The organism is Flavivirga eckloniae, from assembly GCF_002886045.1.
Classification (GTDB): Bacteria; Bacteroidota; Bacteroidia; order Flavobacteriales; family Flavobacteriaceae; genus Flavivirga; species Flavivirga eckloniae.
In genome coordinates this window covers 5,398,327-5,423,123 of record NZ_CP025791.1, presented here as the reverse complement: position 1 = coordinate 5,423,123, position 24,797 = coordinate 5,398,327, and the positions used below count along the sequence as shown (strand labels likewise).

General features: G+C 31.9%; 24 protein-coding genes and 1 riboswitch. Of the genes, 14 read left to right on the top strand and 10 right to left on the bottom strand.

All coding sequences use genetic code 11. The annotated features are described in order from the left end of the window. Positions 1 to 45: 45 nt before the first annotated feature. The 8 genes from cobI to C1H87_RS22305 form a co-directional block, all read right to left on the bottom strand. A complete protein-coding gene (gene cobI, locus C1H87_RS22340) occupies positions 46 to 762 on the bottom strand; it encodes a precorrin-2 C(20)-methyltransferase (RefSeq protein ID WP_102757949.1) in 717 nt (238 codons plus the stop codon). After that, complete coding sequence (locus tag C1H87_RS22335) at positions 759 to 1,691, bottom strand: sirohydrochlorin chelatase (protein ID WP_102757948.1); 933 nt, start codon at positions 1,689 to 1,691, stop codon at positions 759 to 761. Before C1H87_RS22335 ends, cobI begins: the two co-directional genes overlap by 4 nt. A 4-nt stretch (positions 1,692 to 1,695) precedes the next feature. Then, positions 1,696 to 3,240 carry a uroporphyrinogen-III C-methyltransferase gene (gene cobA, locus C1H87_RS23400; protein ID WP_199769318.1) on the bottom strand — a complete coding sequence of 515 codons (1,545 nt, stop codon included), beginning with the start codon at positions 3,238 to 3,240 and terminating at the stop codon, positions 1,696 to 1,698. Next, a complete protein-coding gene (locus tag C1H87_RS22325) occupies positions 3,240 to 4,037 on the bottom strand; it encodes a (2Fe-2S) ferredoxin domain-containing protein (RefSeq protein ID WP_102757947.1) in 798 nt (265 codons plus the stop codon). Before C1H87_RS22325 ends, cobA begins: the two co-directional genes overlap by 1 nt. An 87-nt stretch (positions 4,038 to 4,124) precedes the next feature. Further along, positions 4,125 to 4,320, bottom strand: a riboswitch (cobalamin riboswitch). 15 nt (positions 4,321 to 4,335) lie between these two features. Beyond that, positions 4,336 to 4,863, bottom strand: coding sequence for an AAA family ATPase (locus tag C1H87_RS22320; protein WP_102757946.1), 528 nt, complete (start codon positions 4,861 to 4,863; stop codon positions 4,336 to 4,338). Next, entirely contained in the window at positions 4,864 to 5,796 is a 933-nt protein-coding gene (cbiB, locus tag C1H87_RS22315; RefSeq protein ID WP_102757945.1) for an adenosylcobinamide-phosphate synthase CbiB, read from the bottom strand. Continuing rightward, entirely contained in the window at positions 5,787 to 6,794 is a 1,008-nt protein-coding gene (locus C1H87_RS22310; protein ID WP_102757944.1) for a pyridoxal phosphate-dependent aminotransferase, read from the bottom strand. Before C1H87_RS22310 ends, cbiB begins: the two co-directional genes overlap by 10 nt. Continuing rightward, positions 6,788 to 8,251, bottom strand: coding sequence for a cobyric acid synthase (locus tag C1H87_RS22305; RefSeq protein WP_102757943.1), 1,464 nt, complete (start codon positions 8,249 to 8,251; stop codon positions 6,788 to 6,790). Before C1H87_RS22305 ends, C1H87_RS22310 begins: the two co-directional genes overlap by 7 nt. Positions 8,252 to 8,611: 360 nt before the next feature. Here C1H87_RS22305 and C1H87_RS22300 point away from each other — a divergent pair, with 360 nt between their 5' ends. The 9 genes from C1H87_RS22300 to C1H87_RS22265 all read left to right on the top strand — a co-directional run bounded on the left by C1H87_RS22300 (position 8,612) and on the right by C1H87_RS22265 (position 16,716). Further along, the gene (locus C1H87_RS22300) at positions 8,612 to 9,415 is read left to right on the top strand and encodes a hypothetical protein (RefSeq protein ID WP_158655331.1); all 804 of its coding nucleotides are present in this window, start codon (positions 8,612 to 8,614) and stop codon (positions 9,413 to 9,415) included. 93 nt (positions 9,416 to 9,508) lie between these two features. Continuing rightward, positions 9,509 to 10,093: an REP-associated tyrosine transposase gene (locus tag C1H87_RS22295; RefSeq protein ID WP_102757941.1), complete on the top strand. Its 585-nt coding sequence runs from the start codon at positions 9,509 to 9,511 to the stop codon at positions 10,091 to 10,093. 115 nt (positions 10,094 to 10,208) lie between these two features. Next, entirely contained in the window at positions 10,209 to 10,793 is a 585-nt protein-coding gene (locus C1H87_RS22290; protein ID WP_102757940.1) for a DinB family protein, read from the top strand. A 16-nt stretch (positions 10,794 to 10,809) separates the two neighbouring features. Then, positions 10,810 to 11,184: a nuclear transport factor 2 family protein gene (locus C1H87_RS22285; protein WP_102757939.1), complete on the top strand. Its 375-nt coding sequence runs from the start codon at positions 10,810 to 10,812 to the stop codon at positions 11,182 to 11,184. Positions 11,185 to 11,416: 232 nt separating this feature from the next. Continuing rightward, the gene (locus tag C1H87_RS22280) at positions 11,417 to 12,598 is read left to right on the top strand and encodes an integrase core domain-containing protein (protein WP_102755907.1); all 1,182 of its coding nucleotides are present in this window, start codon (positions 11,417 to 11,419) and stop codon (positions 12,596 to 12,598) included. A gap of 78 nt (positions 12,599 to 12,676) precedes the next feature. Further along, complete coding sequence (locus C1H87_RS22275) at positions 12,677 to 13,135, top strand: GNAT family N-acetyltransferase (RefSeq protein WP_102758368.1); 459 nt, start codon at positions 12,677 to 12,679, stop codon at positions 13,133 to 13,135. A 105-nt stretch (positions 13,136 to 13,240) separates the two neighbouring features. Continuing rightward, complete coding sequence (locus tag C1H87_RS22270) at positions 13,241 to 13,525, top strand: hypothetical protein (RefSeq protein WP_102757938.1); 285 nt, start codon at positions 13,241 to 13,243, stop codon at positions 13,523 to 13,525. A 201-nt stretch (positions 13,526 to 13,726) separates the two neighbouring features. Beyond that, positions 13,727 to 14,062, top strand: coding sequence for a hypothetical protein (locus C1H87_RS23395; RefSeq protein ID WP_158655330.1), 336 nt, complete (start codon positions 13,727 to 13,729; stop codon positions 14,060 to 14,062). A gap of 230 nt (positions 14,063 to 14,292) precedes the next feature. Beyond that, entirely contained in the window at positions 14,293 to 16,716 is a 2,424-nt protein-coding gene (locus tag C1H87_RS22265) for an ATP-binding response regulator (RefSeq protein WP_102757937.1), read from the top strand. On the opposite strand, the gene C1H87_RS22260 is transcribed toward C1H87_RS22265, so the two are convergent. Both C1H87_RS22260 and C1H87_RS22255 read right to left on the bottom strand, forming a co-directional pair. Then, a complete protein-coding gene (locus tag C1H87_RS22260) occupies positions 16,709 to 18,049 on the bottom strand; it encodes a sigma-54-dependent transcriptional regulator (RefSeq protein ID WP_102757936.1) in 1,341 nt (446 codons plus the stop codon). The genes C1H87_RS22265 and C1H87_RS22260 overlap by 8 nt on opposite strands. Positions 18,050 to 18,396: 347 nt before the next feature. Continuing rightward, the gene (locus C1H87_RS22255; protein ID WP_102757935.1) at positions 18,397 to 18,708 is read right to left on the bottom strand and encodes a hypothetical protein; all 312 of its coding nucleotides are present in this window, start codon (positions 18,706 to 18,708) and stop codon (positions 18,397 to 18,399) included. A 532-nt stretch (positions 18,709 to 19,240) separates the two neighbouring features. Here C1H87_RS22255 and C1H87_RS22250 point away from each other — a divergent pair. The 5 genes from C1H87_RS22250 (at position 19,241) to C1H87_RS22230 (ending at position 24,554) form a co-directional block, all read left to right on the top strand. Then, positions 19,241 to 19,822, top strand: a complete 582-nt coding sequence (locus tag C1H87_RS22250) for a hypothetical protein (protein WP_102757934.1) — start codon at positions 19,241 to 19,243, stop codon at positions 19,820 to 19,822. 163 nt (positions 19,823 to 19,985) lie between these two features. Next, positions 19,986 to 21,026 (top strand): hypothetical protein, encoded by a 1,041-nt coding sequence (locus C1H87_RS22245; protein WP_158655329.1) that lies wholly within the window; start codon positions 19,986 to 19,988, stop codon positions 21,024 to 21,026. A gap of 126 nt (positions 21,027 to 21,152) precedes the next feature. Further along, the gene (locus C1H87_RS22240; RefSeq protein WP_102757932.1) at positions 21,153 to 21,818 is read left to right on the top strand and encodes a leucine-rich repeat domain-containing protein; all 666 of its coding nucleotides are present in this window, start codon (positions 21,153 to 21,155) and stop codon (positions 21,816 to 21,818) included. Positions 21,819 to 22,132: 314 nt separating this feature from the next. Then, positions 22,133 to 23,332: a serine hydrolase domain-containing protein gene (locus tag C1H87_RS22235; RefSeq protein ID WP_102757931.1), complete on the top strand. Its 1,200-nt coding sequence runs from the start codon at positions 22,133 to 22,135 to the stop codon at positions 23,330 to 23,332. 154 nt (positions 23,333 to 23,486) lie between these two features. Beyond that, positions 23,487 to 24,554 carry a T9SS type A sorting domain-containing protein gene (locus tag C1H87_RS22230; RefSeq protein ID WP_102757930.1) on the top strand — a complete coding sequence of 356 codons (1,068 nt, stop codon included), beginning with the start codon at positions 23,487 to 23,489 and terminating at the stop codon, positions 24,552 to 24,554. Positions 24,555 to 24,797: the final 243 nt, after the last annotated feature.

Sequence of the window (24,797 nt, the reverse complement as noted above, 5' to 3'; positions counted from 1 at the left end):
CCTTATAATGATTTCTTTGGGTATCGAAATTTCGTTATGGAAGTTTCATTTAATAATAGATTTATTTTTTATGATAATAAGAGAAAAATAAGGCGTCTCCCTTTGTTTAATAGTGTCCCAATGGTTTGTAACAAACTGCTCTTGTGTTCCTAAACGTTCTGCGTAGGTTATCTGATGCTTGTCTTCGTTTGTTGCAGATTCGATAATATCCATAACAGATTTTATTTTCATCAAAACAACCGTATCAAAATGATTAATGGCTTCTTGCAATTCTTCTTTGCTCTGCATACGGGGAATAACAACTACTTTTTCGTTTTGCAAGCATAAAGGCATGGCACTCTCTGCAGCCAAATGCAAATACGACGTAATGCCCGGAATTAAATTAATAGTTAATTGGTGGACTTTAATTTTTTCTAATAGATAGGAAAATGAACTGTAGGTACTAATATCGCCTTCGCTAACAATAGCGATAGATAAGCCTTTGTTATAATCTGCTAAAATTTGTTGAAATGTGGTTTCATAAATGGTTTTAGCTTGTTCTCTTTCCAAGTCCATTTTTAAATAAAACCCTTCTAGTTTTTCCAGATCTAATTCATAATGGTTTAGAATAGCGCGAGAATAACTAGCTTTTCTATCATTTTTAAATAAGGATCCGGGGTAATATATTTTATCTACTTTATGCAGGGTTTTTAATCCTTTTAAAGTGATGAGATCAGGGTCGCCCGGACCTAATGACACGCCATATATTTTGCCTTTTGTCATATGCCTAATCCTTTTTTTATTTTTGAGAGGACACTGTTTTTTTGTCCAACTTTTTCATCTTCTTCAAACAACACCCCTTTTACATTTAAGTGGTGCCCTATTTGTTCTTTACCTTGTTCGGATTCTACCCCAACAATTTGCTTACGGTATTTACATAATTGGCAATTCATATTTGCGGTACCGTTAATGGTTTCATCCAAACGTTCGTCAAAAGCTTTTAGAATGAGTTCATCGACTCCAAAAGCTTTTGTGTAAATATATTGGAGCGGTGAGCTTTCATTAAAATCACGTACTTGTTTATAGATGCGTTCTAAAAGAATGCCTGTAAAAAAGAAAAAAGGAATCGCTATGGTGCGTTTAAATGCCATTTTACTTGTTAGCTCTAGTCCTTGAGTAACATTGGGGTAAGCTGTACCACTGTATGAAACCGTTGTAAAACCAAAGCCCATGCCTTCGCCCAACATGCAAGCCAGTTTATGTACATCTGAATTGGCATCAGGATCGGTTGTACCTCTCCCAACGACCATTAAACAGACCTCTCTTCTATCGATAGGTTCGTGTTTTTCTTCTTCTTCTAATATTCTTTTTTGGGCCAATTCCAATAAAAAGGAGTTGACACCAAGATGCTTCCCCATTTTAATGGTTAAATCGTCATAATATCCCTGTATGGTATTCATTTCATATGGAATATCATTTTTGGCATGAGATCCTGCAAAAAGAATGATGGGCAAAGCGTAAATCTCACGAATGCCTTTTTGGTACATCCGTTCTATGGATGCTTCGTAAACGGGGTGATTAAATTCTAAAAACCCATAATCTACTTCGTAGTCTGAGTAACGTGCTTGCAGAATGCCTACCAATTCTTTAAACGCTGCGGTTCCTGTTTTGGTTCTACTACCGTGTCCGCAAAGTAAAATTCCTTTTTTCATTGTTTTAATTAATTGGTTTTACGCCTATTAAAAACACTACTGGCATTTGTAATTCTTGCTTTTTTATAGCGTCTTCAATGCTTCCCAAGGTTGATGAAAGTAACACCTCGTTATCTCTTGAAACATTAGAAATTGCATTTACCGGAATATTGGGGTTTTTGCATACTTCCATTAGTTTAGGAACAATTTTATCCAAGCTTTTTAAGCCCATATAAAGCGCTAATGTGTTACCGGCATTTAACATTTCGGCAATGCCGTTTAATTGTGCCGTAGAATAATCGGCCGTATGCGCCGTACAAATTAAAATGGCATTGGATTGTCCTCTTTCTGTAATGGGAATATTAACGGTATTGGCTGCTGCTAATGCTGCTGAAATTCCCGGAATTACCGTAAAAGGTAGTTTGTGCTGTTTTAAATAACGAACTTCTTCGGCCGCCCTGCCATAAATATAAGGGTCGCCAGATTTTAATCGAACAACGCTTTTGCCTTGCAGACAATGCTTCTTCATTAACGTATTGATGTTGTTCTGCCTCTTTTCTTGACTTTCTGCATCGCCAAATTTCTTGCCTACATAAATCTTTTCTGCTTGGGTGTTGATCTCTAAAATTTCATCTGAAACTAAATTATCGTGCAGTATTACTTCTGCATTTTGGAGTGCATGAAACGCTTTTAGGGTCAATAAATTTTTATTGCCCGGCCCCGCTCCTGCAATCGTTATTTCTGGTAATTTACTTTTTGAAAAAATCCACTCGGGGTTAGAATATTCATACTTAAAATGAAGTGCTTTTTTTGATTTTGTATTATCAATTAGTTTATAGCTTTCATGTTCTGTGTCTTCAAAAACAGGTGCTGGTAGCTCCAGTTTTAAAGCGGCTTTTTCGTAAAATGCTTTCCGCTTAGGATGCTCGTCGGCACAACCATTGATAATGTCTCCAAAATAATGTTGGTCTATAATGGACTCGATCAACCCAATCGCATCTTTTTGATGAATTAGATTCACAGGAATATTTGGATTTTTTAGATGTTTTTTGTTTGCTAAAAACCGTCCTGGATGACGTTGAGGGCCTATCAATCCTGCTAAACGCAAAATGGTTAAGTTACTCCCAAAGTGCTCTCGTAATAATTGCTCTGCTTTTAATACGCCTATACCTGAAGCTTTTTCTGGTTGACAGCATTCTGTTTCATCTGTTAAACGATTTGTGTTTTGATATACAGACGTGGAACTAACAAAAATGACTTTTACATGTTTGGGCGTGCGTTGAATAATTTGTTCGATTTGAAGCGGATAAATGGTTTCTATATTTTCAATTCGCTTTGGAGGAAAATTAATGATTATGGTAGATGCTTCATATATAAAGGCATCCCAATCGCCAATAATGGTATCTGATGCAACATGTATTCTTGTTGCGGAAAACGTATATTTTGCAAAGGTTTTTAGTTTGTCTAATCCTGATACAGAACCACTGATTGCATGTCCTTTTTTTTGTAGCTCTAAAGCAAGCGGTAAACCTAACCACCCTAATCCTAGTATAGAAATTTGTTCTTTCATCACACGATTGGGCTTGTGTTTAGTAACTGAATTTTTGTACAATAATTCCAAACACTGCTTTCATTAGAATTGATGGAAATTTTCCCTAAAGTTTGTCCAAATTTATTCTTGAAACGTATCCCTGTTTGTTGGGTTTCTTTTTGATAAAAATATTCTGTAACAGAAATTTTTGATTGCTGTAATTCTTTATTTTCTTTTGGAACTGCGGCTATAGTTAATGGGATGCTGTCTGTTTTAGTTATCAACTCAAGTATGTGCTCTTTTGAGTAGTCTACAGCGCATATTTCTTTAAACGGAATTGGGTTTTGATTCGGGATATGAAGTGTTATGCCTTGTGGGTTTTCGAGCAGGTATAAGAATAGTGGGTATAGGTATTGGTCTGAGCTAAACCCTTTTGTCATGTAGCATTCACCTAATTCTTTATCATCTTTTAATTCAAAAGGTTTTGGTTTTATTGGGGCTCTTTCATTATTTGAAGCTTGCTTTTCCCAACCATTTTGATACAATAATTCGGTTTCAATGGGGCATTCATTATTTATATGTCCTTTTACAATATGATTTATTTTTTCTGGAGTCAGTTCTTTATACCAAAATTCTCCAGGATGCACTATACATGTGGGAGCGTCTTCACACCTTCCATTACATCTGGTTTTAATGGTATGTGTGTTGTTCCAAAGCTCATTGTTACGTAAATAAGCTCTTGCTGTTCTTACAACTTCTTCACTTCCTGCTTTTTTACAAGAACCTCCATCGCAAAAGAAAAAGGTATGTGTCGTATTGGCTATATTTTTCCCCATCTTACTTTTTATAAAGAAATAAAAATGAAGAGTAAGGAGCCCAGAAATGGGCTATCGAACACTTTAACTTTTATTCCCGAAAGTTTAAATTATGTTGTGCATTAGGCAGGTCTTCTGACTTACTCTACTTTTAACGTCTTCCCATTCTTTAGAACAGTGACTTCATGTTAAAAGCTTTTTTAGAGCTTACAGCTGCGGGAACAGTTTTGGATTTACACCAAATTCCCTTTTAATTCTATATTTTTAATAAAAAATATAAGAAACCAAAAGCGCTACGAATGTATCATTTTTTTTTGAACTAAAGGATTAAATTCAAAATGAATTCTACTCTTTTTAAAGGAGATGTTTTTGAGAGCATAATAATATCAAACCCTCTTTTTTTATAATATTCTAAAAGGGCTTTTTCTAACTTGAGGCAATAATCAAACTCTTGCAATCTCTGTCCGTCTTTACAATAAATCTCAAACCAAGTTGGTGCAAAAAACACTTTTTTATGATAGACTTCATGATAAGGACATGTTTTTAAATAGTTTGGAATTTCCTTTTCTGCAACGGTTAAGTAGGCTTCCAAATCTAGTAAAGAACGATCACAAACAAGTGCTTTATTATTTGACAACTCTTCGTTTGTTATTTTATAAACAAGATTGGTAAATCGATTGATATCTAGCCAAGGCATCCCATGTCTCCCATGTTTTTGTTCGTCAATAATTACTTTTCTAGACACTTCGTCCATGCAAGGTACACTGTCCTTTAAGAGATTTATCAAAGTCGTTTTTCCAGTACCTGGGGCTCCAGTAATAATGTATTTTTTTTGAAGGTTATCCATTTAAAGCACAAGAAAAACAACAATAATTAATATACAAAACAAAGTACTTACTGCGTAGTTAATTTGACTAACGGTTTTAATTTCTTCGTGTTTAATTTCACGATTGTTGCTTCCTATAAATGGTTTGTCAACCAATTTCCCATGATAATAATTGGGGCCTCCAAATTGACAATTTAAAACATAGGCCAATGCTGCTTCTGGGTAGCCTGCATTTGGGCTACTGTGTTTTTTCCCTTCTTTTAAAATAAAGTGAATGCCTCCTAATTTAAACCGAACAATTACTATTAAAAAGGCAGTAATTCTGGCTGGAAGGTAATTAACAACATCGTCTAGTTTTGCGGCAAATCTTCCGAACAGGATATAACGATCATTTTTGTATCCGATCATAGAATCTAATGTGTTGATCATTTTATAAGCCATTACACCCGGTATTCCAAATATTGCAAAATAAAACAGTGGTGCAATGACGCCATCACTTAAATTTTCTGACATCGTTTCAAAAGTGGCTATCCTTATTTGTTGTTCGTTTAAGTTGTTAGTTTCTCGTCCAACAATCCAAGATAAACGTTTGCGTCCAGCATCTAAACCTTCATCTTTTAGTGTTTTAAAAACAGCCTTTCCTTCTTGTATTAATGTTTTGTTTGCCAAGCAATAAAATAACATGACTATTGAAAATAAGATACTAAGGATAGTAAAACCTTTTGAGTTTAGCCATTGTATCATTAACAACGGCATTACAAAAGCGGCGCTTATTAATACAATAGATAAAAACATGCCTTTTAGTAATTTGCCCCTGCCCTTATTACCTATTTTTTCACCAAAAGCAATTGCTTTTCCGTAGAAAACAATGAGATGTGGCATCCATTTAGGGTCACCAAAAAGCAGATCTAAGCAAAAGGCAACAATTAATATGTAAATAGTATTTAAAGCCATTCCTTTAAGGCTTGAACAAGTTTAATATTAGCTTCTTTACTTTGTGTAGAGACCCGAATATACTCGCCTTTTAATCGAGAAAAATTGGTAGCATCTCTAATTAGTATTTGGTGTGTTTTTATCAGGAACTCCTTTAATTCCTTGGCTGATTTATTTTGCAATTGAACTAAAAAATAGGGTGTATTGCTTTCACAAACGTTTAATCCTTCTAATTGTGAGAGTTGTTTTTTAAAAACGGTAGCTTCGGTTAGTAATTCTGAAGCATTAAACTGAAGTGTTTTATAATTGTTAAAAATAAATTCACCTGCTTTTATAGCCAATGAATTCACGCTCCAAGGCATTTTTAAACTTAAAAGTTTCACGATGTTTGAAGCACTTGAAACGATATAGCCTAAACGCAACCCAGGAATTGTAAATGTTTTGGTTAAAGAGCGTACCACAATTACATTACTGTAATTCTCTGTGAGCGGCATGATAGAATCAATACTATTTGTAAACTCGATATACGCTTCATCAATAACAAATGTCGTATTTGGCTTTTCCTTAAATAAAAACTCCAATTCTTTTTTTGAAAAAACAGTTCCGTCGGGGTTATTAGGATTGCAAATAAACACGAGGTCAGTGTCTGTGTTTCCTAAATCTGTTCGTGAAATTAACTCGTAATTGAGTTTAAAAATTTTACATGCATCTTCATATTCTGAAAAAGTAGGAGACACAATAGCCGCTTTCTTATTAGAAAATAATTGAGCTATTAGGTAAAAGGCTTCGGTCGCTCCATTGGTAAATAAAAATTGATCGGAGTTTAGCTGAAACGTTTTTGCTGCCAAATCATTAAGCTCATTAGCAACTGGAGAAGGATAATTTTGAATGTGATGGATATTACTTAAAATGGCTTCTGTTAATCCTGAAGGACATCCTTTATAATACACATTAGAACTAAAGTTGTGTTTTATTTCCCCTTCTACCAAATGAAGGTCGTCACCGTGTCCGTTTAACATTTTTCTATGCTATTTTTTAAGATGGTTGCCATGTCTAAATTTTCATCAATCCAATGTGCCAATTTATCAAATTGTTCCGCTTTAAATGATTTGTAGTTTCTAGCTTTGGCATCAGGATATTTTACTTGAAGTAATTCTGTAACGACTTCTTGATTATCAAAAATTCCGTGAAGATAGGTACCCCAACTTTTATTTCCGTCAAAATAGCCTTCTTCTTTACCATTTACATCGTTTAAATGTTTGTTTTTTGGAACATTTGTTTCTCCCATGTGAATTTCATAACCTTCGCAAGTCTCCTTTAAATCTTTAAATTTAAACTGACGTTGTACGGTTTCTTTTGTTTTTGAAAGTGTTGTTTCTATATCAAAAATATTCAGGCCTTTTTCTAAAGTAGTATTGCTTTCAACAGAAAAAGGATCGGCAATTGATTTTCCTAGCATTTGATAGCCTCCGCAAATTCCAATAATAGGAATGTGTTTGTATTGTTCCTTAATTATTGTTGCCAATCCATCGGACTTTAAGGCTATTAAATCTTCAATCGTATTTTTTGTACCCGGTAGAATAATGATGTCTGCTTTTTTTAATTCTTCTGAATCTCTCGTAAAATAAAGATTGATTAAAGGTTCTTGTTCTAAGGATTGAAAATCGGTGTAGTTAGACATATAATGAAGTTTTACTACAGCAATATTTAATTTATTCTCTCTGGAAGTTACCGCTCTTGAGCCAAGCGCAACTGAATCTTCTTCTTCTATAATAATATCTTTAGCGTAAGGCATAATGCCTAAAATCGGCAAACCTGTAATGTCTTCTAATTTTTTTTTGCCTTCTATAAATAGTGTAGGATCCCCTCTAAATTTATTAATAATGATCCCTTTTACCAGTTTTCGTTCCCAATCTTCAAGCAACTCAATCGTACCATATACACTGCCAAACACACCGCCTTTATCAATATCTGCGACCAAATAAACGCAAGCATTTGCTGCTGCTGCCATTCGCATGTTTACTATATCTCTATGTTTTAGGTTGAGTTCGCTAATACTCCCCGCGCCTTCCATTACAACGGGATTGTACTTTGTTGCCAATTGATGAAACGCCTTTTTAGCTTCTTCGAAAAGATGCTTTTTGTCCTCTCCCAAAAAGTACTCTTGTGCCGTTTGGTTGCCTATAGGTTTACCATGTAATACAACTTGTGATTTGTTTACTGATGAAGGTTTTAATAATATAGGGTTCATCTCTACCGTTGGAGGAATTTCACACGCTTCTGCTTGTACTGCTTGCGCTCTTCCTATTTCAAGATTGTCTGGTGTCGAAAAACTATTTAAAGACATATTTTGCGCCTTAAAAGGGGCAGGTTGATATCCTTTCTGTTTAAGCCATCTACAAATCCCTGTTGTTATCCAACTTTTACCAACATCTGAACCAGTTCCAACTAGCATTATAGGGTGTAGATTCTGCATTTTAATTTTAATGTTTTGCTGACAAAAATATTGAATTAGATATGACTTTGTAGGGGATTTGTAATAAAAAGTTTAGGATGTGGTTTGTGGTTTTTAGGTGTTGGTGTTTGGTTGAGGGTTGTGTAATGGGGTGTTATTAGCTATTGGAGTGTTGACTATATTGTGATATGATGAGGGTATTAAATTTGTGATTGATTTTGTTTTAATATTGTTTAAAATATTTGTAGTATTTTTACTACTCGAATGTTTGTTTTTTATGTAATTATAAAACATAATCAGTATTGAAAATGAAAGTTTTATATGGATATTTTTGGGATTATAGTGACCTCAAGCCCATAACTGAAACTATAGATATATCTAATGAAAAAACGAATGGATAATTGGACAATACTATTTCTTGTACTAATCCTAATGGGCTCTATAGGAGGTGTTTTATTTTCTATAAAACAATTATATAATGCACAAGACAATAAGAATGAAATAATCGAAAATTTAAAGGTGCAAATTTCAGAATTAAAAAATGCTAATGATACGCTTAGTTTAAAATTAGAAAGCCGAGACAAAAAACTTTCAGAACAAAACAAAAAAATTGAGGATTTAAACAATAGGATTTATGAAAAATCTGATTTCATTCAAAATACTCTTTTTGGAAAAGGATTTTGTTATTTGGATATAGTTTCCGAAATTATATCTGATGTTTCAAAGAATGATGCAATTGTGCATTTTAGAATCAATAATGAGTTTAATTTCCCTTTGTATAATGTAAGTGTTGAAATTTTCGATTTCGACAAACTTGAGAGTAAAGTTAAATCTATTAATAGAGTAAAATCAATACAAACAACGGATTATGACGAATCTCGAATATTTTCAAAAATCTACCCAGAAATTAATCCATCATTCTCAGTAACCTTAGCCGGTTTTCAAATTGATTACCTCAATATAAATCGTTATTATATAAAAATCACTCATAGAAACGGTACTTACTGGCAAAGGGTGTTATTTCATTTAGAAAATAAAAGAATTTATACACTATATGATGTCATTGAAACTAAAACAAGTAAAACAGTTAAATCAGATTATCAAGTGCCTAAGGGTAAAGAAAAAATTCTTAAAGATAGTTTGAATGAAATTAGTACTAACGACATAAAAATGACTCAATGGTAAAAAATAACGTTGCACAACCGTCCCGCTCCACAAAGTCTCCCGACTTAGCGGAACATTAATCAACCAAGAGCATAAAATTTAAAAGAAGGTTACATTATACGAGATCAAGAAAAAATACATTTTATTACTGCAACAGTAGTAGATTGGATAGATGCCTTTACACGAAAGTCTTATAAAGATCTTGTTATTGATTGTTTAGCCTTCTGCATAAAAAATAAAGGCATGCTTTTGTATGGTTATGTTATTATGAGCAATCATATACATCTAATCATTCAATCTAAAGATGGTAAACTATCAGATTTAATAAGAGATTTTAAAAAATTCACGGCTAAGAGCATCTTAGACAAGATCGAAAACGAACCCGAAAGTAGAAGAGAATGGATGCTAGAAAGATTTAAAAAAGCCACAGAAACGCATAATAGAAATACCAACTATCAATTTTGGCAATATGGAAATCATGCAGAAGAAATATATTCACACAAATTTATGTGGTCTAAATTAGACTATATCCATTTAAATCCAGTGCGTGCAGGAATTGTAGAAAAAGCATCTTATTACAGGTATTCTAGCGCGAGTAATTATGTGAATAACGAAGGTTTAATTGAAGTTGATGCTGTAGATAATCCAGTAATAGATGTTTTAAAAAAGTCTTCAATCACAAAATATAATCAGTATTGAAAATGAAAACTTTATGTGAATATTTTTGGAATTATAATAGCCTCAAAGTCGGGAGACTTTGCGGAGCGAGGAGAGTCCCTAGATATTTTAAGAATATAAAAGATATATATAACATATGTTATATATATCCTATATTTGGGTGTATAAAGAACATATGTTCTTTATACTATTGTTAGGTGCAAGCAAAACAGACAAATCGAAAAGAATGATGACTACAAATCAAATATTAATAAAAGAGTTCCAGTTCATTAATAACTGGACACAAGGTTTGGTAGAAACCTTAAATGAAAACCAATGGAATGAAACTCTTCCTGAAATCCGTACAAACATTAGTTGGATTATAGGTCATATAGTTCATAATAACTACTGGCATTCAATAGGCTGGGTAAAGCCTGCTTCGAATAAATTCTTAAACGATTTTGATATTGACTATTTGGATAAATTTTTCAAAAAAGATTCAAACCCACTTTTATATATAGAAGAACGTCCATCAAAAAAAGAGATCTTGACCTTAATGAACCTTTTAAAAGAAGAAACTATAAAAAATATCAAAGAGTTAAGCCCTGAAGAATTGGAACAGAAAACATTATCACCAAGTCCAGTGGCAAAAACCAAATATGAATCGCTTAGTTTTGCTATTAAACATCAAATGTGGCATAATGGTCAAATTGCTATGATTAAAAGAATACTAAAGAATTAAATCGAGAATAATAGCGATGAAGAACTTAACTGAAAAGAAAGTATTTGAATTTTTTGAAACATTTGGAACTGATAAAGATTGGAAATCTTTATTGGCAGATGACATCAATTTTACTAGTCCAATGGATGAAGTAGATGATAAAGATAAGTTTATTGAATTAGATACTCAATTTAGACAATTGGTAAAGAAAGCTTCGGTCAAATGGATTATTACGAATGATGAGCAGGCTTCGGCATTAGTAAATTATGATATGGCATTGCCAACAGGAGATAGCTTAAATATCACATTTTCAGAAATAATAAATTTAGATAACCAGAAAATAAAATCAATTGAAGTATTTTTTGATACAGCCAAATTTTATGAATTTTTGTCGAAAATGGAAACAAAATAAAGCCAGCACCTAACAATGACTATAAGTAATTGCTTGTTCTCGTCTACTTTGGAAATTCTGCGGGAATTTCCAACTTGGTGTGTGCTTGCAAAGTTAAGTGCTAACCTACGCAACTACTCATAGTCCAACCGTTAGCGGCAAGCAGGTATGGTAAAGGCACATAGTTTACAGAGTTAAAGGGACATAGTTTACACTTTTTTAGGTTGTAATTTGAGATAAAAATCAAATTATCATGCCTTGGAAAGCAACTACAACTATGGAACAAAAAATTGAATTTATCTGTGAATGGAGAACTGGGAAATATACCATCACAGAATTATGCAAAAACTTTGAAATCTCAAGACCAACAGCCTACAAGCTGATTTCCAGATTCGAAAATCAAGGTTATGACGGTCTAAAAGAGCAGTCAAGAGCACCCAGGGAACATCCTAACGCTACGGGTGAGAATATTGTTAAAGCTATTATTAAATTAAAGGCTAAATATCCACGTTGGGGAGCTAAAAAAATCAGAATACTTTTGTTTAACGATTTCAATAAAGAAATAGTTCCTTCTGTGGTTACTGTCCACAACATACTCAAGAAAAATGGTCTGGTCTGTCCTCAAAAACGAATGAGAAGGGTCAAACCTGTGTTCCCTATTTTCGACCCCAAATCATGTAATGAAGTATGGAGTGCAGATTATAAAGGAAAGTTTTTAATGGGCAATAAGATCTATTGTCACCCGCTAACCATTGCAGATTCCAAAAGTCGTTTTTTGTTTACGGCTAAAGGGCATTATAAGGAAAACTTAAAGTCTGCTAAAACTGAGTTTACAAAGGTCTTTAGAAAGTATGGTATGCCTAAACAAATCCATACAGATAACGGTAGCCCCTTTGGTTCTGTAAGAGCCATCCAACGCTATACCCAACTCTCTTATTGGTTTATTGAACTTGGGATTACCCCTGTGTTTTCTGACCCTGCCCACCCTGAGCAAAACGGAAGGCACGAACGCATGCACCGTGACTTAAAGGCGGCATGTGCCAGACCTTCTGCTTATGATCTAAAAGCCCAACAACGCAGATTAAACCATTTTGTAAAGGAATATAATCACATAAGACCCCATGAGGCTTTAGGCATGAAAACACCCGCTTCTGTCCATAATTTTGAGACCAGACCTTTTCCCGAAAAAACACCTCTCTTTGATTATGATTTAGACCATAAAGTTCTTAAAGTAACTCAAAACGGAGCTATCAGATGGAGGTCCTATTATTGGGTATATTTAACAAGTGCTCTAAAAGGTAAATATGTAGGAATCCAAAATCTTGGTAACGGTATTTGGAAAGTGTTTTACAGAAACGTATTTTTAGGTTTCTTTAATGAAAATGAATTAAGAAATAAAAAAACTAACATAAGGTTAGAAACTAATTTAGTGTAAAGTCTAATCTTTAACTTGTGTAAACCATGTCTCTTAACGAACAGCAGGAAAGAAAAAATCAAAAATAGGAAAGGCAAAATGCAGTTATCAATTACAGAAGAGAATCCCACAACTAAAGATACTTTAATGCTAATGGAGGAACTCTCAGAAATTTTAAAATCGATTACAGGAGATAGTGGAAAATCTTCTTTTAGTATCGATGACTTAAATAATTGCAATTCGTTTTTCTTAATTGCAAGAAATAAATACAATAATCCTGTAGGATGTGGTTCAATTCGACAAATCGATAATAAAGTGGGTGAAATAAAAAGAATGTATTCAAAATTACCTGGAGTTGGTAAACAAATCTTGACTGAATTAGAAATAAGAGCAATCAAATTAGGTTATGAATTTCTAATTCTAGAAACCAGAAAAGTAAATAAGAGAGCTGTTGATTTTTATTTAAAAAATAGATATAAAGTAATTCCGAATTATGGGAAATATATTGGAAATAATGAAGCAATTTGCTTTCAAAAAATATTGAAAAAGGAAAATTAATTAAAGCCAGCCGCTAACAAAGCATATGACGGTCATGCCCAGCAAAACTGGTCACTCCCGCTCCGCAAAGTCCCTCGACTTAGTATAATTTAAAGTGAAAATAATATGACAATTATTGATTTTTTAATAGGAATGACATTAATGAACGCTATGCTTCACTTAGCTCTTGGTTTTTGGAAAGGACGAATGCTAACTTCCTTTGGTTATGGTAATACTCAAAACATTGCTTACGGAATTTTGAATATTGCAATTTCATTGGGATTGTTCATCTACAAATATGGAATAAACGAGATTCTTAACAATGGAATTTTTGGAGGTGCATTAACAGTATTTCTTATTTTCTTGATTTTTGGAAAATTTCTTTACAGGGTATTTAACAAAAAAGAATAATAAATAACGAAATGCCAATAAAATGTATAAAACATAGCTAATAAGTGCTAAAATGAAAAGATTGTGTGTATTTGAGATGACCGCCAAATTTTTAAATTTGGCTTTAAAATAAAAAAAACAAACATAAGGTTAGAAACTAATTTAGTTAAAGTCTAATCTTTAACTTGTGCAAAACATGTCCCTTAACGAACATTACCTAAAATGAGATTATTTATCAATACCATAGTTATATTATTAATCACTTTTAGCCATGCTCAATCATCTACGGATTTCGATAGATTATTAAATATTTTTGATTCAAAGGGCCATGAAATTCCTGTTGATTTATCAAAAAAATATTTTGATTTTACTCTAAATAATAGACAAGGTAAAATCTATGCTGATAGGATAATATGCAAAACAAATAATTATATTCTATTATCTACTAAAATAGAATGTATAGCTGGTGGTAATTGTATGTATTCTGACCTTACCCCGCTCTGCAAAGTCTCCCGACTTAGCGGAACACTAATCAACCCTGATAGCGCAGATTTTTAATACCTGATTCTTTACCTCAAGTATAGCCCATTATACAAAGCTATCATCTCACTACAAAAGCTTTCTTTTATTTTCTTACGGGCACGGAAAACATTTCCACGCTAGCGGGCCATACCGTATAAAACAAAAAACACTTTTAATAATACCATTAACAGTGTTTTTAAAGCAACAAAACTACAAACAAAACCGTTTTTAAATAGATCTAAATTTTAAGACTACTGCCCCACTTTATGAAATACTCATACAAAAACAGAATTACTTTTAAAGTTTTAATAGGCTATAGTATCCTTGGTATTTTAGCCACAATTTCTGGGTTTTTAGTACTTTCTGAAATCAAAACGTTCACTAAAAAACAAGATATTTCAGACCGAAATAAAATTATTAAAACGGGTAGTTTAATAGCGGATATTTATAAAAATGAAAATTTAGCAAGGGCTGCATTACAACTCAATTCTAGCACAAAATTCAATGAATATCTTGATGAAAATGAAAACTTGTTATTAAAAATAGATTCGCTAAACCTTATGGTTTATGATACCGCACAGGAATTTATTTTAGACAGTATTAAATTAATTATCGATAAAAAACTAAATAACATTACCGACTTAAAGAATTTAAAACACAATGATAATTCAGAAGAATCAATCAATACTGCAATCAATAAATTAAGTTCCATCGATTCACTTTTAGGAAAAGTTACCTTAGGTGATCTTGTTAAAAACCCCAATGCTTTAGATAATAAAACGCGTAGACAATTTGAAGAATATGTTAGAATACTAAACAAGTATAACCCTCAAGATGCCATTAATAATATTGAGCAAAAACAAATAGATTCTTTATTATCTATTTCCAAAAATATGCTAAAAGATGCTCAAATGGAGTTCAACAACCAACGTATATCTCTCCAAAAAAAAGAACGCGAACTCATAGAAAATGACTTAACTATTTCGAGAAAGCTACAAGAGCTTTTAAGTAATTTAGAAAAGGGCGTTATTCTTTACGCCAGCAATATGAATAAGCAACGAGAAAAGACGCTAAACCATAGTAAAAATATTATTTTATTTGCGGCAGGAATCAGTTTTATTATCATTATTCTTTTTTCAGTTATTATTTTAAATGATTTTTGGAAAGCGCAACGATACCGAAAAAAACTAGAGCAAGCTAATGAAATTACATCGGCGCTTTTAAAAAGTAGAGAACAGTTAATTTCTATGGTAAGCCATGATTTAAGAACACCATTGAGTACTATTACGGGCTTTAGTGAATTACTCCAAAAATCTACTCTTAACATAAAAAACAATAATTACATAGACCATATTAAAAGTGCCTCAAACTATATGTGGAAATTGGTAGATGACCTTCTGGAGTTTTCTAAACTTGAAAATGGCAATATATCTATGGAATCGGTTCCTTTCAACTTAGAAAAACTTTTAGGTGAAATTGTCCAAAATGCCAAAAACATTGTTCAAGATAAACCAATAAATTTTGTTGTTAAACATGATAAGGCTATCAATAAACCTATTATTAGTGATCCGTTTCGAATGAAACAAATTCTATATAATTTAGTTATAAATGCCTATAAATTTACTAACAAGGGGACTATTACAATTGAAAGCTCTTTAAAGCAATATACAGACACAAATATGTTAGAAATTTCTGTTAATGATACCGGTATTGGTATTAGCAAAGATCAAAAAGAAAATATTTTTAAAGCGTTTACTCAAGCCGAGAGTAACGAAGAAAACAAGCAAAAAGGATTTGGATTAGGATTGACTATTTCAAAAAAGCTAGCCGAATTATTAGGCGGTAAATTAACTTTAGAAAGCGAAGTAAATAAAGGAAGTACTTTCACTTTAAAAATACCAATAACGCTTTTAAATAAGCCACTTAACGAACCTATAGAAGCTAAAAATGAATCGATTTTTAATTTAAAGGCTATCATTGTTGAAGATGATGCTTCTATACAACAACTTTTAAAAAATCTTTTAAAACAGTATGATATTGAAACTTATGTTTTTAATAATGCCCAAACCGCTCTTAAAACAATTCATGATATAGATTACGATTTTGTTTTAACTGATATTCAGCTTCCAAAAATGAATGGCCTACATTTTATGGAAACACTAAAAAATCACAAATCATATAATAAGCAGCCTATTATTGCCATGACTGGGCGCGCAAACATATCTAGAGAAGATTATATGGATAGTGGCTTTTCAGAAGTATTAATAAAACCATTCAATTCTAAAAAAATTCAAAATGTTTTACAGGAATTTTTTAGTAATAAACCATTGTTAGCAAATGGCAATACTTTAACTAATGAAAACACAAAAAAAGAAGGGTTTAATATGGTGTCTATAAGATCTTTTTTAAACTATGATGCTACGGCTATAAAAAATACAATGCATACTTTTTTAGAGGATACCAAAATGAATTATTTACAATTAAAAGAAGCAAAAAAAAATAACGATACTAGTTTATTTAATAGCATTAGTCATAAAATGATTAGTATGTTTAAACTATTAGAAGTTAAGGAGATTATCCCTTTTCTAGAAGTATTTGAAACTACAGAAGAAATTGATAATCAATCTTTTATTGATTTTGAAAAAGGTCTCAACAATTTTATTTCTTCGTTGGAAACGTATCTTAATTAAGTTTGTATTCCTTCATTTTGTTATATAGTGTTTTTCTTGTGATGTTTAACAACTTTGCTGCTTGGGTTTTGTTATTATCAACTTCTTTTAAAGCATTTATAATAAGCTCTTTTTCATTTTCTTTAGTTGAAAATTTATTTAGCGAAACCTTATTGTCATTAGTTTGTGTTAATTCGGTAGGTAAAACATTTACATTAATAATTTCTGATTGAGTTAATAAAGTAGCTCTTTTAATAACGTTAGATAATTCCCTTAAATTACCAGGCCATTGATAATTCTGAAAAATGGTTAACACTTCTTTTGAAAACCCCAAAATTGATTTATTAAGCTGCTTATTAGCCTTATCTAAAAAGAAATCGGCATAAAGAATTAAATCGTCATGTCTATCTTTTAAATTGGGGACTTTTATAGAAAATTCATTTAAACGATGGTATAAGTCTTCTCGAAAATCACCTTTTTCTACCGCACGAATTAAATCGTCATTGGTAGCTGTAATCAAACGAATATCAACGTTAATTTCGTCGCTACTTCCAACAGGTTTCACTTTTCTTTCTTGTAAAGCTCGTAATAATTGAACTTGATTTTCATAAGTTAAATTGCCTACTTCATCTAAAAAAAGGGTCCCACCGTTAGCCGATTCAAAATGTCCTATCCTATCATTTTCAGCACCTGTAAAAGCCCCTTTTTTATGTCCAAAAAACTCACTGGATGCTATTTCCTTTGGTATGGCACCGCAATCTACAGCAATAAAAGGCTTATCTCTACGTAAACTTTCTAAGTGAATGGCTTTAGCAACCACCTCTTTTCCTGTTCCACTTTCTCCATTTATAAGGACTGACATATTGGTTGGTGCTACCAAATCAATATATTCGTTTAACATTCTTGAGGCGGTGCTTATACCTTTAACAATGTCTAAAGTCGATTTGCCTGCTTCTTTTTTATTTTCTTCTTGAGGAATTAATGAACTGGTGGCTTTTTCTTCTAAAGCATTACCGATAACTTCTAAAACTTCATCTGGATTAAAGGGTTTAGAAATATAATCAAAAGCACCTTGTTTCATAGCTTGCACAGCCGTAGAGACTTCTGCGTAACCAGTCATTAAAACCACAGGAATTGGGTTTTTACTATGTTTTATTTGTTTTAGTAAGGAAATTCCATCGCCATCAGGAAGACGTAAATCAGTAAAAAGTAAATCGTAGTTTTCTTTTTTTAACTGAATAGTGGCTTTCTGAATATTATAACAAACATCAACTGCATATTGATGCCGTTTAAGGAACTGCTTAAGCATTTCCGAAAACGCTACATCATCTTCAACTAATAGGATATATTTCATAAAATCTTCTCGTACTGATAATAATATTAATTAACGTGAATCTTGCCTAAGAGTTCGGAAGTCACTTCGAGTAAAATTCTGAAAGAATTTAGCACTTCGACTACGCTCAACAGAACTATCGAGAAGCTTTTTTCAGTCAAAAATTTACTTGTTTTCGATACGATCCCGAAGAAAATCGGGATCACTCAAACTGACATAAATTTTCTTATCCAAGATTCACGCTAATTAAGATAAACTGATTCTTATATTTATAGAAACGCAAAAAAGGACGTTTTAATTTAAAACGTCCTTTTTTATTTAGCAAAATTTAGGTTGAAGATTTTTTACTCCCCTTAGTCACTCAATTTTTACGATTTAATACTATCTTTTTCCAACCAATTCCCATCTTTATCTATGTAGAAGGTACTTTCGCTCTTATCGATAGTAAGCAAAAGTTTATATTGCTCACTACTATTTACATAAGCTTTACTAATAGTCGCTTTTGCAAAATCTTTCTTAACAGCTTTTGTAACAGCTTCTGGTAATTTGTCTAAAGAAATTTCTTTAAACGCCTCATTCTTTGCAATAGTAATTACTGCATTAGGCTCTATGTTGTTACACAATGCAAAAGTTGACATTCCACAAGTTAAAATTGCTACGGATAAAATTAATTTTTTCATGATTTGAGATTTTTAATATTATTAATTATTTTACGATTAAGTATACAGAAACAAATATGCCATAAATGATTACCCAATCAACTAAACAAACCAAAACACTCACTATCAATACATTAAAAAACAAGTGCTTTTATTTACTAAAACATGTTTTGTGTAAAATGTGTGTAATTAGGTATTGAGTTGAGTAAAATTTGCTCAATCCCAGTATGTACAATTAAAGAAGGTTTATTGGAATTGCTTCTTGATTCTTTTCTAAAGAAAATATACGATATTAATTAATACCGTATAAAACAAAAAACACTGTTAGTCATACAATTAGCAGTGTTTTAATATTTTACATTACCAGATTAGTCGGAGATACCAACAACAACATGTATTGCCAATTGCCTGGTTATCGCCTTCTCGGAAATTCCTTCGGAATTTCCTCTGGTTCGTTTTCTTTTGCTAACTTAGTTCTTGTCAACGCAACTAAACATACACGAACCCACGTTGGCAGTCATTAGAAAACGAACATATTTAACCTACTAAAAAAATGGGACTCAAACTTCAAGGAATAATCATAAATGAAAATTTTGAAACTAAACAAAATGAATTATTCGAGTTACTGGGAATAGAGACTTTCAAACTAATAAATAAAAGTACTTTGAATGATTATTGGAATGGTTTTCAATCTAAAGGAAAGATAGTTTTTTCATTTTTTAAAAACGCAACAATCATAAGGTGCGATAGCCATTTTATTTCAAGTGACCCCATTAAATCAAAGCTATCTAAGAATCATGAAATTATGACATTCTACCAATTCGATACTATAAATGCAATGTCATTTGATTTCTTCAGGAATAGTAAACCAATCAGAAGACTTTATACTGATCACGCTTCAAAATATTTCAAATTCGAAGAGGGGCAAGTATTACCAGAAGAAAATAATCCGAAAAGTGTTGATGATTCATTTTACAACTTAACAATTCATTTCTTGACAAAGCGAATTGACAGTAAATTTGTTCATGATCCTTCGAATTCTTTTGAATATGAAATAAAATATACTTACCCTGGTTTTATTGAAAAACTAATGGGTAAAACCAAATATCATAACTACTGGAAAAGAACTTTTTAAAAGAAAAACTAATGCCAGCAACATGTATAAGTAATAACGGTTTAAGTGACAAAACAAAAGTATAAGCATAAAACAAATTCAGTACAAAACCGAAAGGTTTGTGAGTAGAAATCTGCTACTACTTATACACAAACACGTGCTTAATTACAATAGAATACTGAAAATGAGAAAGATTATAATATTCGCAGCATTGATTTTTTTGTTCTCATGCAATATGAAGAACGATTACTTGATAAATGAAAAAAGAGCAGGATTAATTAAAATTGGAGATCATGAATTGTCTGTTGACAAGAAACTAAGCGGATTAGAGATTAAATCATATAAAAGTGGATTTTTACCTGATTTCATTAAGTTTAAAACAGTTTCTAAAAATGGTAAAGAATTAATGCACCTTAAATTTCAAGGAGGCGAGCTTGATGGAATTAAAGTTTATGATGATAAGTATGTTATTCCCAAGCAAGGAGTTAGAGTTGGAAATACAGCACAACAGGTGATTGATAAAGGAATACGGTTTACTCTAATTCATTTCGGTGATAGAGAAGGTTTAAGATGTGAATTGGCAGAAACAAAACTGATTTCTGGTAATATACAAAGCTTAAATAATCTTCAGATGTTCTTTGATAAAAAAGTATATCAAAATGGAACCATGCGTAATATTGGTGCAAATGCGACTTTGCAATCTATTTTAATAGGAGATAACTTTGACATTAGAGTTGATACTTTAACAGATACTGAAAAGAAAAAAATAAGAAATCAGCAACACGGAAAATTGATTGAAGGGAAATATATTAATAAGTACTATGGAATAAAAATGGATGTTCCATCTGGCTGGACTTATAATGAAAACTTCGGGAAAATTGAAGATTTTATCAATCTATGTTATTTGAAAAATGAGAAAACTACTTCAATTATTTCGTTATACCTTCAAGAAAATACAAATGCCAGGGATGGAAAACAGTATTTGGGTAGGTTTGGTCTTTTGAGTAAGATTGAGCAGATTAATGACTTTCAAAATGGTAAGCTTTATAGAAAGTTAGTAATTTCAAAAAACGACATCGAACATGAAGTGTTCTACTCAATTAAAATAAATAGAAATAGCATACTTATAAAAAGTAAATGGATAAGCCGTACCGACTTAAAAGAAATAGAAGATGTAATTCTAACATTGAGAGGTATAAAAGCTCATAACACTTTGTATAAGTAATTGCAAGAGATATGGTAAATATCAAGGTTAGTGGTTCACTCAAACTATGTACCGTTTTGACAAGGAAGTGCCACGTAATCTTTCACTACTCACACAATTTACCGTTAGAAACAAAAAAATAGATATATGCATACCTCTATTAAAGAAGCTCTCAAAGAAAAAGAAAATGTATTCGAACTAGACCTAAATAATCAAAACATCGAAATACTGGATGAGGATATAGGCGAACTTACAAACCTAACGACTCTGCATTTAGACTATAATAATCTGGCTTTCTTACCTGATTCAATGAGACAGCTAACTAACTTAAAAGTTTTGAATTTAAATAATAACAGGATTACTTTTCTTCCAGATTGGATTGGTGATTTAAATCAAATAGAATATTTAAATCTATCTGAGAATACAATTACAGGCTTTCCAAATTCATTTAAGCAACTTATTAAATTAAAACAGCTTGCAATGGGAAATACATTGCTAACTTCATTACCTGATTTTATTTGTGATTTTTCTGAGTTAAATTTTATCTCTTTAAGGAATAATAAAATAAATTCTCTACCAAAAGATTTTGGCAGGCTTGTTAATCTTGAAGAACTTGACTTAGTAAATAATTCTATTTTAGAATTACCTGAGTCCATAGGAAATCTAAATCAGCTTACAAGTCTATATTTAACAAATAATAGTTTAAAAAAATTACCTGATTCATTTAAGAATTTAACAGAGTTGAAGTTTTTACATATTCCTGAAAATTTGGAAGAACAAGCGAAAAATATTCTTCCAAATTGTGATATTTAATACAGCGTGTAATCTGAGATGTTTATGCAAAAGGCAAAACAAAACTATTTACAACAAAAAATAAACGCCATTAAAACGAGCGTTTATTTAAATCGTTGTGTGTCATTCCCCATATAAAGAAACTCTATTAATTTCTTGAGCTAATGTCAACAAAAAAGAATGAAAATTGAGCGTATTTTTGCAGAAATTGACCAAATACTAAATAACTGATTTTCAACATAATAAATTGACGTTAATAAGAATTTTAAATGGACTGAAAAAACAGAATGTAACATCTTCTGAAATTTATAATCTTTAGTTTAAATAGTTAGTATATGAAATATTTATTGAAACTTATATTTTTATATCTGGGATTAAATCTATCGGCTCAAACAGTTAGCATAAATGTTGACACATTAAAAAACAAAATATCAGAATTAGCGATACTAGAAATAGAGAGTTCCAAAGCGCCATCATTACAAATAGCAGTAAGTTTAAAAGATAGCTTAATATTGAATGAGGGGTATGGATTAGCTGATATTGAGAATAACGTCCCTGCAACAATACATACTAAATATAGAACAGCATCAGTCTCAAAATTATGGACGGCTTCTGTAGCTATGGTATTGGTAGACAAAGGTGCCTTGAATCTTGATTTGCCAATTCAGGAGTATTGCCCTAATTTTCCAAAAAAACCTTTTGATATTACAACCAGACAATTACTTACCCATACAAGTGGCATTCGTTCTTATATGGATCTAGAGGAAGAGTTAAAAGATGCGAAAACTGCTGATGATAGTTTAAAAATAAGAAATAGATATAATAAAGAATTATTAGGTGAATTTACTAGGTATACCGAAATAGGAAAAGTTCTTGACAATTTCAAGAATGACTCACTTATTTTCAAACCAGGGACGAATTGGCACTATTCTTCACAAGGTTATCGTGTGCTAGCTTGTGTACTTGAAGGAGCATCGGGTTTAACCTATCAACAACTTACGAAACAGTATATTTTTGAACCAACTTCCATGAATAGTACCTTTGAAGATGATTCATGGGAAATTATTCCGCATCGAGCCTCAGGTTATCGTATACAAAGGAACAAACCCATCCGTAGAGCAGACATGCGTGATGTAAGTGAAAATTTGCCTGCTGGAGGACATTTGACTACGGCTTCAGATTTGATCCTGTTTGCAAATGCCTTCTTAAATCAACATTTTTTTTCATCCGAAACAATTCAGTTAATGTCTTCTACCTATTTAAAAGGTGACGAGAACAGCAATGAAAAAATACCTGAATGGCGCTTTGCTATACCCAATAAAGAAAGCTATGGTTATGGAGTGATGATATTTCCTTCAGAAGACACAAAAAGGTTCGGACATACTGGTAGGCAAGCAGGAGGTTCTGCTATTTTGGTTTTAATACCCGAAAAACAACTATCAATTGCCATCTTAACCAATGTAAAAGGATGGAATGGTTATATGAGTTTTACAAAAAAAATTGAAGAGATTATAGCTAAAATGCTAACCCAATAAAACGAACACACAACAATGTACAAGCGGCATTAAGACGACCGCTTAGACTAAACGCTGTAAAACATATCAGTAAGAGAACTTATTTAAACAAAATACATACCATTAATATTCACTATATTTAGTAAACCAATTTGGAAAACCAATTAAACAGGCTATGAGAATATTTATATTATCTTTTTTATTCTTTGTATCTCTGTATAGCTTTGGCCAAGTTGAGTTAAATGCTGATGGACCTGGAAATACTTATTCTTTAATTACGTCTATATTGGCTCCAGGTTTCAACCCGATAGAAACCCCAGATTGTAGTCATACTTCATTCGGAGAACATATAGATGAAATATTTGATAGTACATTAAATACTCATGTTTTTCGTTTTCATATTCATACAACTGATGATAATGACCGATGTATTAATTTTGATAGGCAACGTAACGAAATAAAAACTTATGATAAATCGGCGGATAACTTACTAGGTATAGAAAATGAAACTATAATTTATAAATGGAAATTTAAACTTGAAAATGGATTTCAATCATCACCTAATTTTACTCATCTTCATCAATTAAAATCTGTTGGAGGATCATTAGCAAGTATGCCAATGTATACGTTAACAACTAGAAAAGGAAATCCAGACCGTCTTGAATTACGTTATGCAGAAACAGACACTCAAATTACATTAACTCAAACCGATTTAGCTCCTTTTGTTGGCACCTGGCTAGAAGTAACAGAAACTATTAAGTATGGCACGTCTGGGAATTATAATATCGAGATAAAAAAAGTAGAAGACAATACCACTCTTCTGGCCTACACTAACAATAATATTATTAACTGGAGGTCAGGTGCAGATTTTGTCAGACCAAAATGGGGAATTTATAGAAGTTTATTAAATGACCAAGACCTTAGAGATGAAATAGTATCTTTTGCCAATTTTAGTATTGAAGAAGTTAATATTCTATCAATAAATGATAATAGCCTGAATAGCGACATTTTGATAATTTATCCAAATCCCGCAAAAAATATAATATATTTAAATAATATCCCTCCAAATACAACTTCGCTACAAGTATTTACTTTAGACAGTAGAAAAATAATAGATAAAACAATAGGCAATAATTTAGAAGAGAAACTTGATATTTCATCATTATCGAATGGAACTTACATTCTAAATCTTCTCGGAAAACAAATCAATCTTTCAAAATTAATTATTATTTCTAATAAGTAGAAAACGTCATAGAGCAAAGAACTGAAATTTATCATTGAGAGCAGACACAAATATCAGGAGGAAGCTGTCGAAGTAGCCAAACAGCTTCTAAAAGAAAAACACTCTGAGTAATGAGTATAATATTTACACTACAGATCTTCCTCTCCTTAAGGTTTCAACAACTCTCCTCATAGTATAAACAACATGCTGCATATCTTTTCTATCAAAAGAATTATCGATAACTTAAGGAAATAAAAATAACTA

What these genes read in the sequence shown, in the direction of transcription:
- C1H87_RS22235 (WP_102757931.1), top strand. Translation starts at nt 22,133, where the DNA reads ATGAAATATTTATTGAAACTTATATTTTTATATCTGGGATTAAATCTA.
- C1H87_RS22305 (WP_102757943.1), bottom strand. Translation starts at nt 8,251, where the DNA reads ATGCAGAATCTACACCCTATAATGCTAGTTGGAACTGGTTCAGATGTT.
- C1H87_RS22265 (WP_102757937.1), top strand. Translation starts at nt 14,293, where the DNA reads ATGAAATACTCATACAAAAACAGAATTACTTTTAAAGTTTTAATAGGC.
- C1H87_RS22320 (WP_102757946.1), bottom strand. Translation starts at nt 4,863, where the DNA reads ATGGATAACCTTCAAAAAAAATACATTATTACTGGAGCCCCAGGTACT.
- cobA (WP_199769318.1), bottom strand. Translation starts at nt 3,240, where the DNA reads ATGAAAGAACAAATTTCTATACTAGGATTAGGGTGGTTAGGTTTACCG.
- C1H87_RS22255 (WP_102757935.1), bottom strand. Translation starts at nt 18,708, where the DNA reads ATGAAAAAATTAATTTTATCCGTAGCAATTTTAACTTGTGGAATGTCA.
- C1H87_RS22300 (WP_158655331.1), top strand. Translation starts at nt 8,612, where the DNA reads ATGAAAAAACGAATGGATAATTGGACAATACTATTTCTTGTACTAATC.
- C1H87_RS22275 (WP_102758368.1), top strand. Translation starts at nt 12,677, where the DNA reads ATGCAGTTATCAATTACAGAAGAGAATCCCACAACTAAAGATACTTTA.
- C1H87_RS22280 (WP_102755907.1), top strand. Translation starts at nt 11,417, where the DNA reads ATGCCTTGGAAAGCAACTACAACTATGGAACAAAAAATTGAATTTATC.
- C1H87_RS22290 (WP_102757940.1), top strand. Translation starts at nt 10,209, where the DNA reads ATGTTATATATATCCTATATTTGGGTGTATAAAGAACATATGTTCTTT.
- C1H87_RS22310 (WP_102757944.1), bottom strand. Translation starts at nt 6,794, where the DNA reads ATGTTAAACGGACACGGTGACGACCTTCATTTGGTAGAAGGGGAAATA.
- C1H87_RS23395 (WP_158655330.1), top strand. Translation starts at nt 13,727, where the DNA reads ATGAGATTATTTATCAATACCATAGTTATATTATTAATCACTTTTAGC.
- C1H87_RS22270 (WP_102757938.1), top strand. Translation starts at nt 13,241, where the DNA reads ATGACAATTATTGATTTTTTAATAGGAATGACATTAATGAACGCTATG.
- C1H87_RS22240 (WP_102757932.1), top strand. Translation starts at nt 21,153, where the DNA reads ATGCATACCTCTATTAAAGAAGCTCTCAAAGAAAAAGAAAATGTATTC.
- C1H87_RS22335 (WP_102757948.1), bottom strand. Translation starts at nt 1,691, where the DNA reads ATGAAAAAAGGAATTTTACTTTGCGGACACGGTAGTAGAACCAAAACA.
- C1H87_RS22285 (WP_102757939.1), top strand. Translation starts at nt 10,810, where the DNA reads ATGAAGAACTTAACTGAAAAGAAAGTATTTGAATTTTTTGAAACATTT.
- cbiB (WP_102757945.1), bottom strand. Translation starts at nt 5,796, where the DNA reads ATGGCTTTAAATACTATTTACATATTAATTGTTGCCTTTTGCTTAGAT.
- C1H87_RS22260 (WP_102757936.1), bottom strand. Translation starts at nt 18,049, where the DNA reads ATGAAATATATCCTATTAGTTGAAGATGATGTAGCGTTTTCGGAAATG.
- cobI (WP_102757949.1), bottom strand. Translation starts at nt 762, where the DNA reads ATGACAAAAGGCAAAATATATGGCGTGTCATTAGGTCCGGGCGACCCT.
- C1H87_RS22230 (WP_102757930.1), top strand. Translation starts at nt 23,487, where the DNA reads ATGAGAATATTTATATTATCTTTTTTATTCTTTGTATCTCTGTATAGC.
- C1H87_RS22325 (WP_102757947.1), bottom strand. Translation starts at nt 4,037, where the DNA reads ATGGGGAAAAATATAGCCAATACGACACATACCTTTTTCTTTTGCGAT.
- C1H87_RS22245 (WP_158655329.1), top strand. Translation starts at nt 19,986, where the DNA reads ATGAGAAAGATTATAATATTCGCAGCATTGATTTTTTTGTTCTCATGC.
- C1H87_RS22250 (WP_102757934.1), top strand. Translation starts at nt 19,241, where the DNA reads ATGGGACTCAAACTTCAAGGAATAATCATAAATGAAAATTTTGAAACT.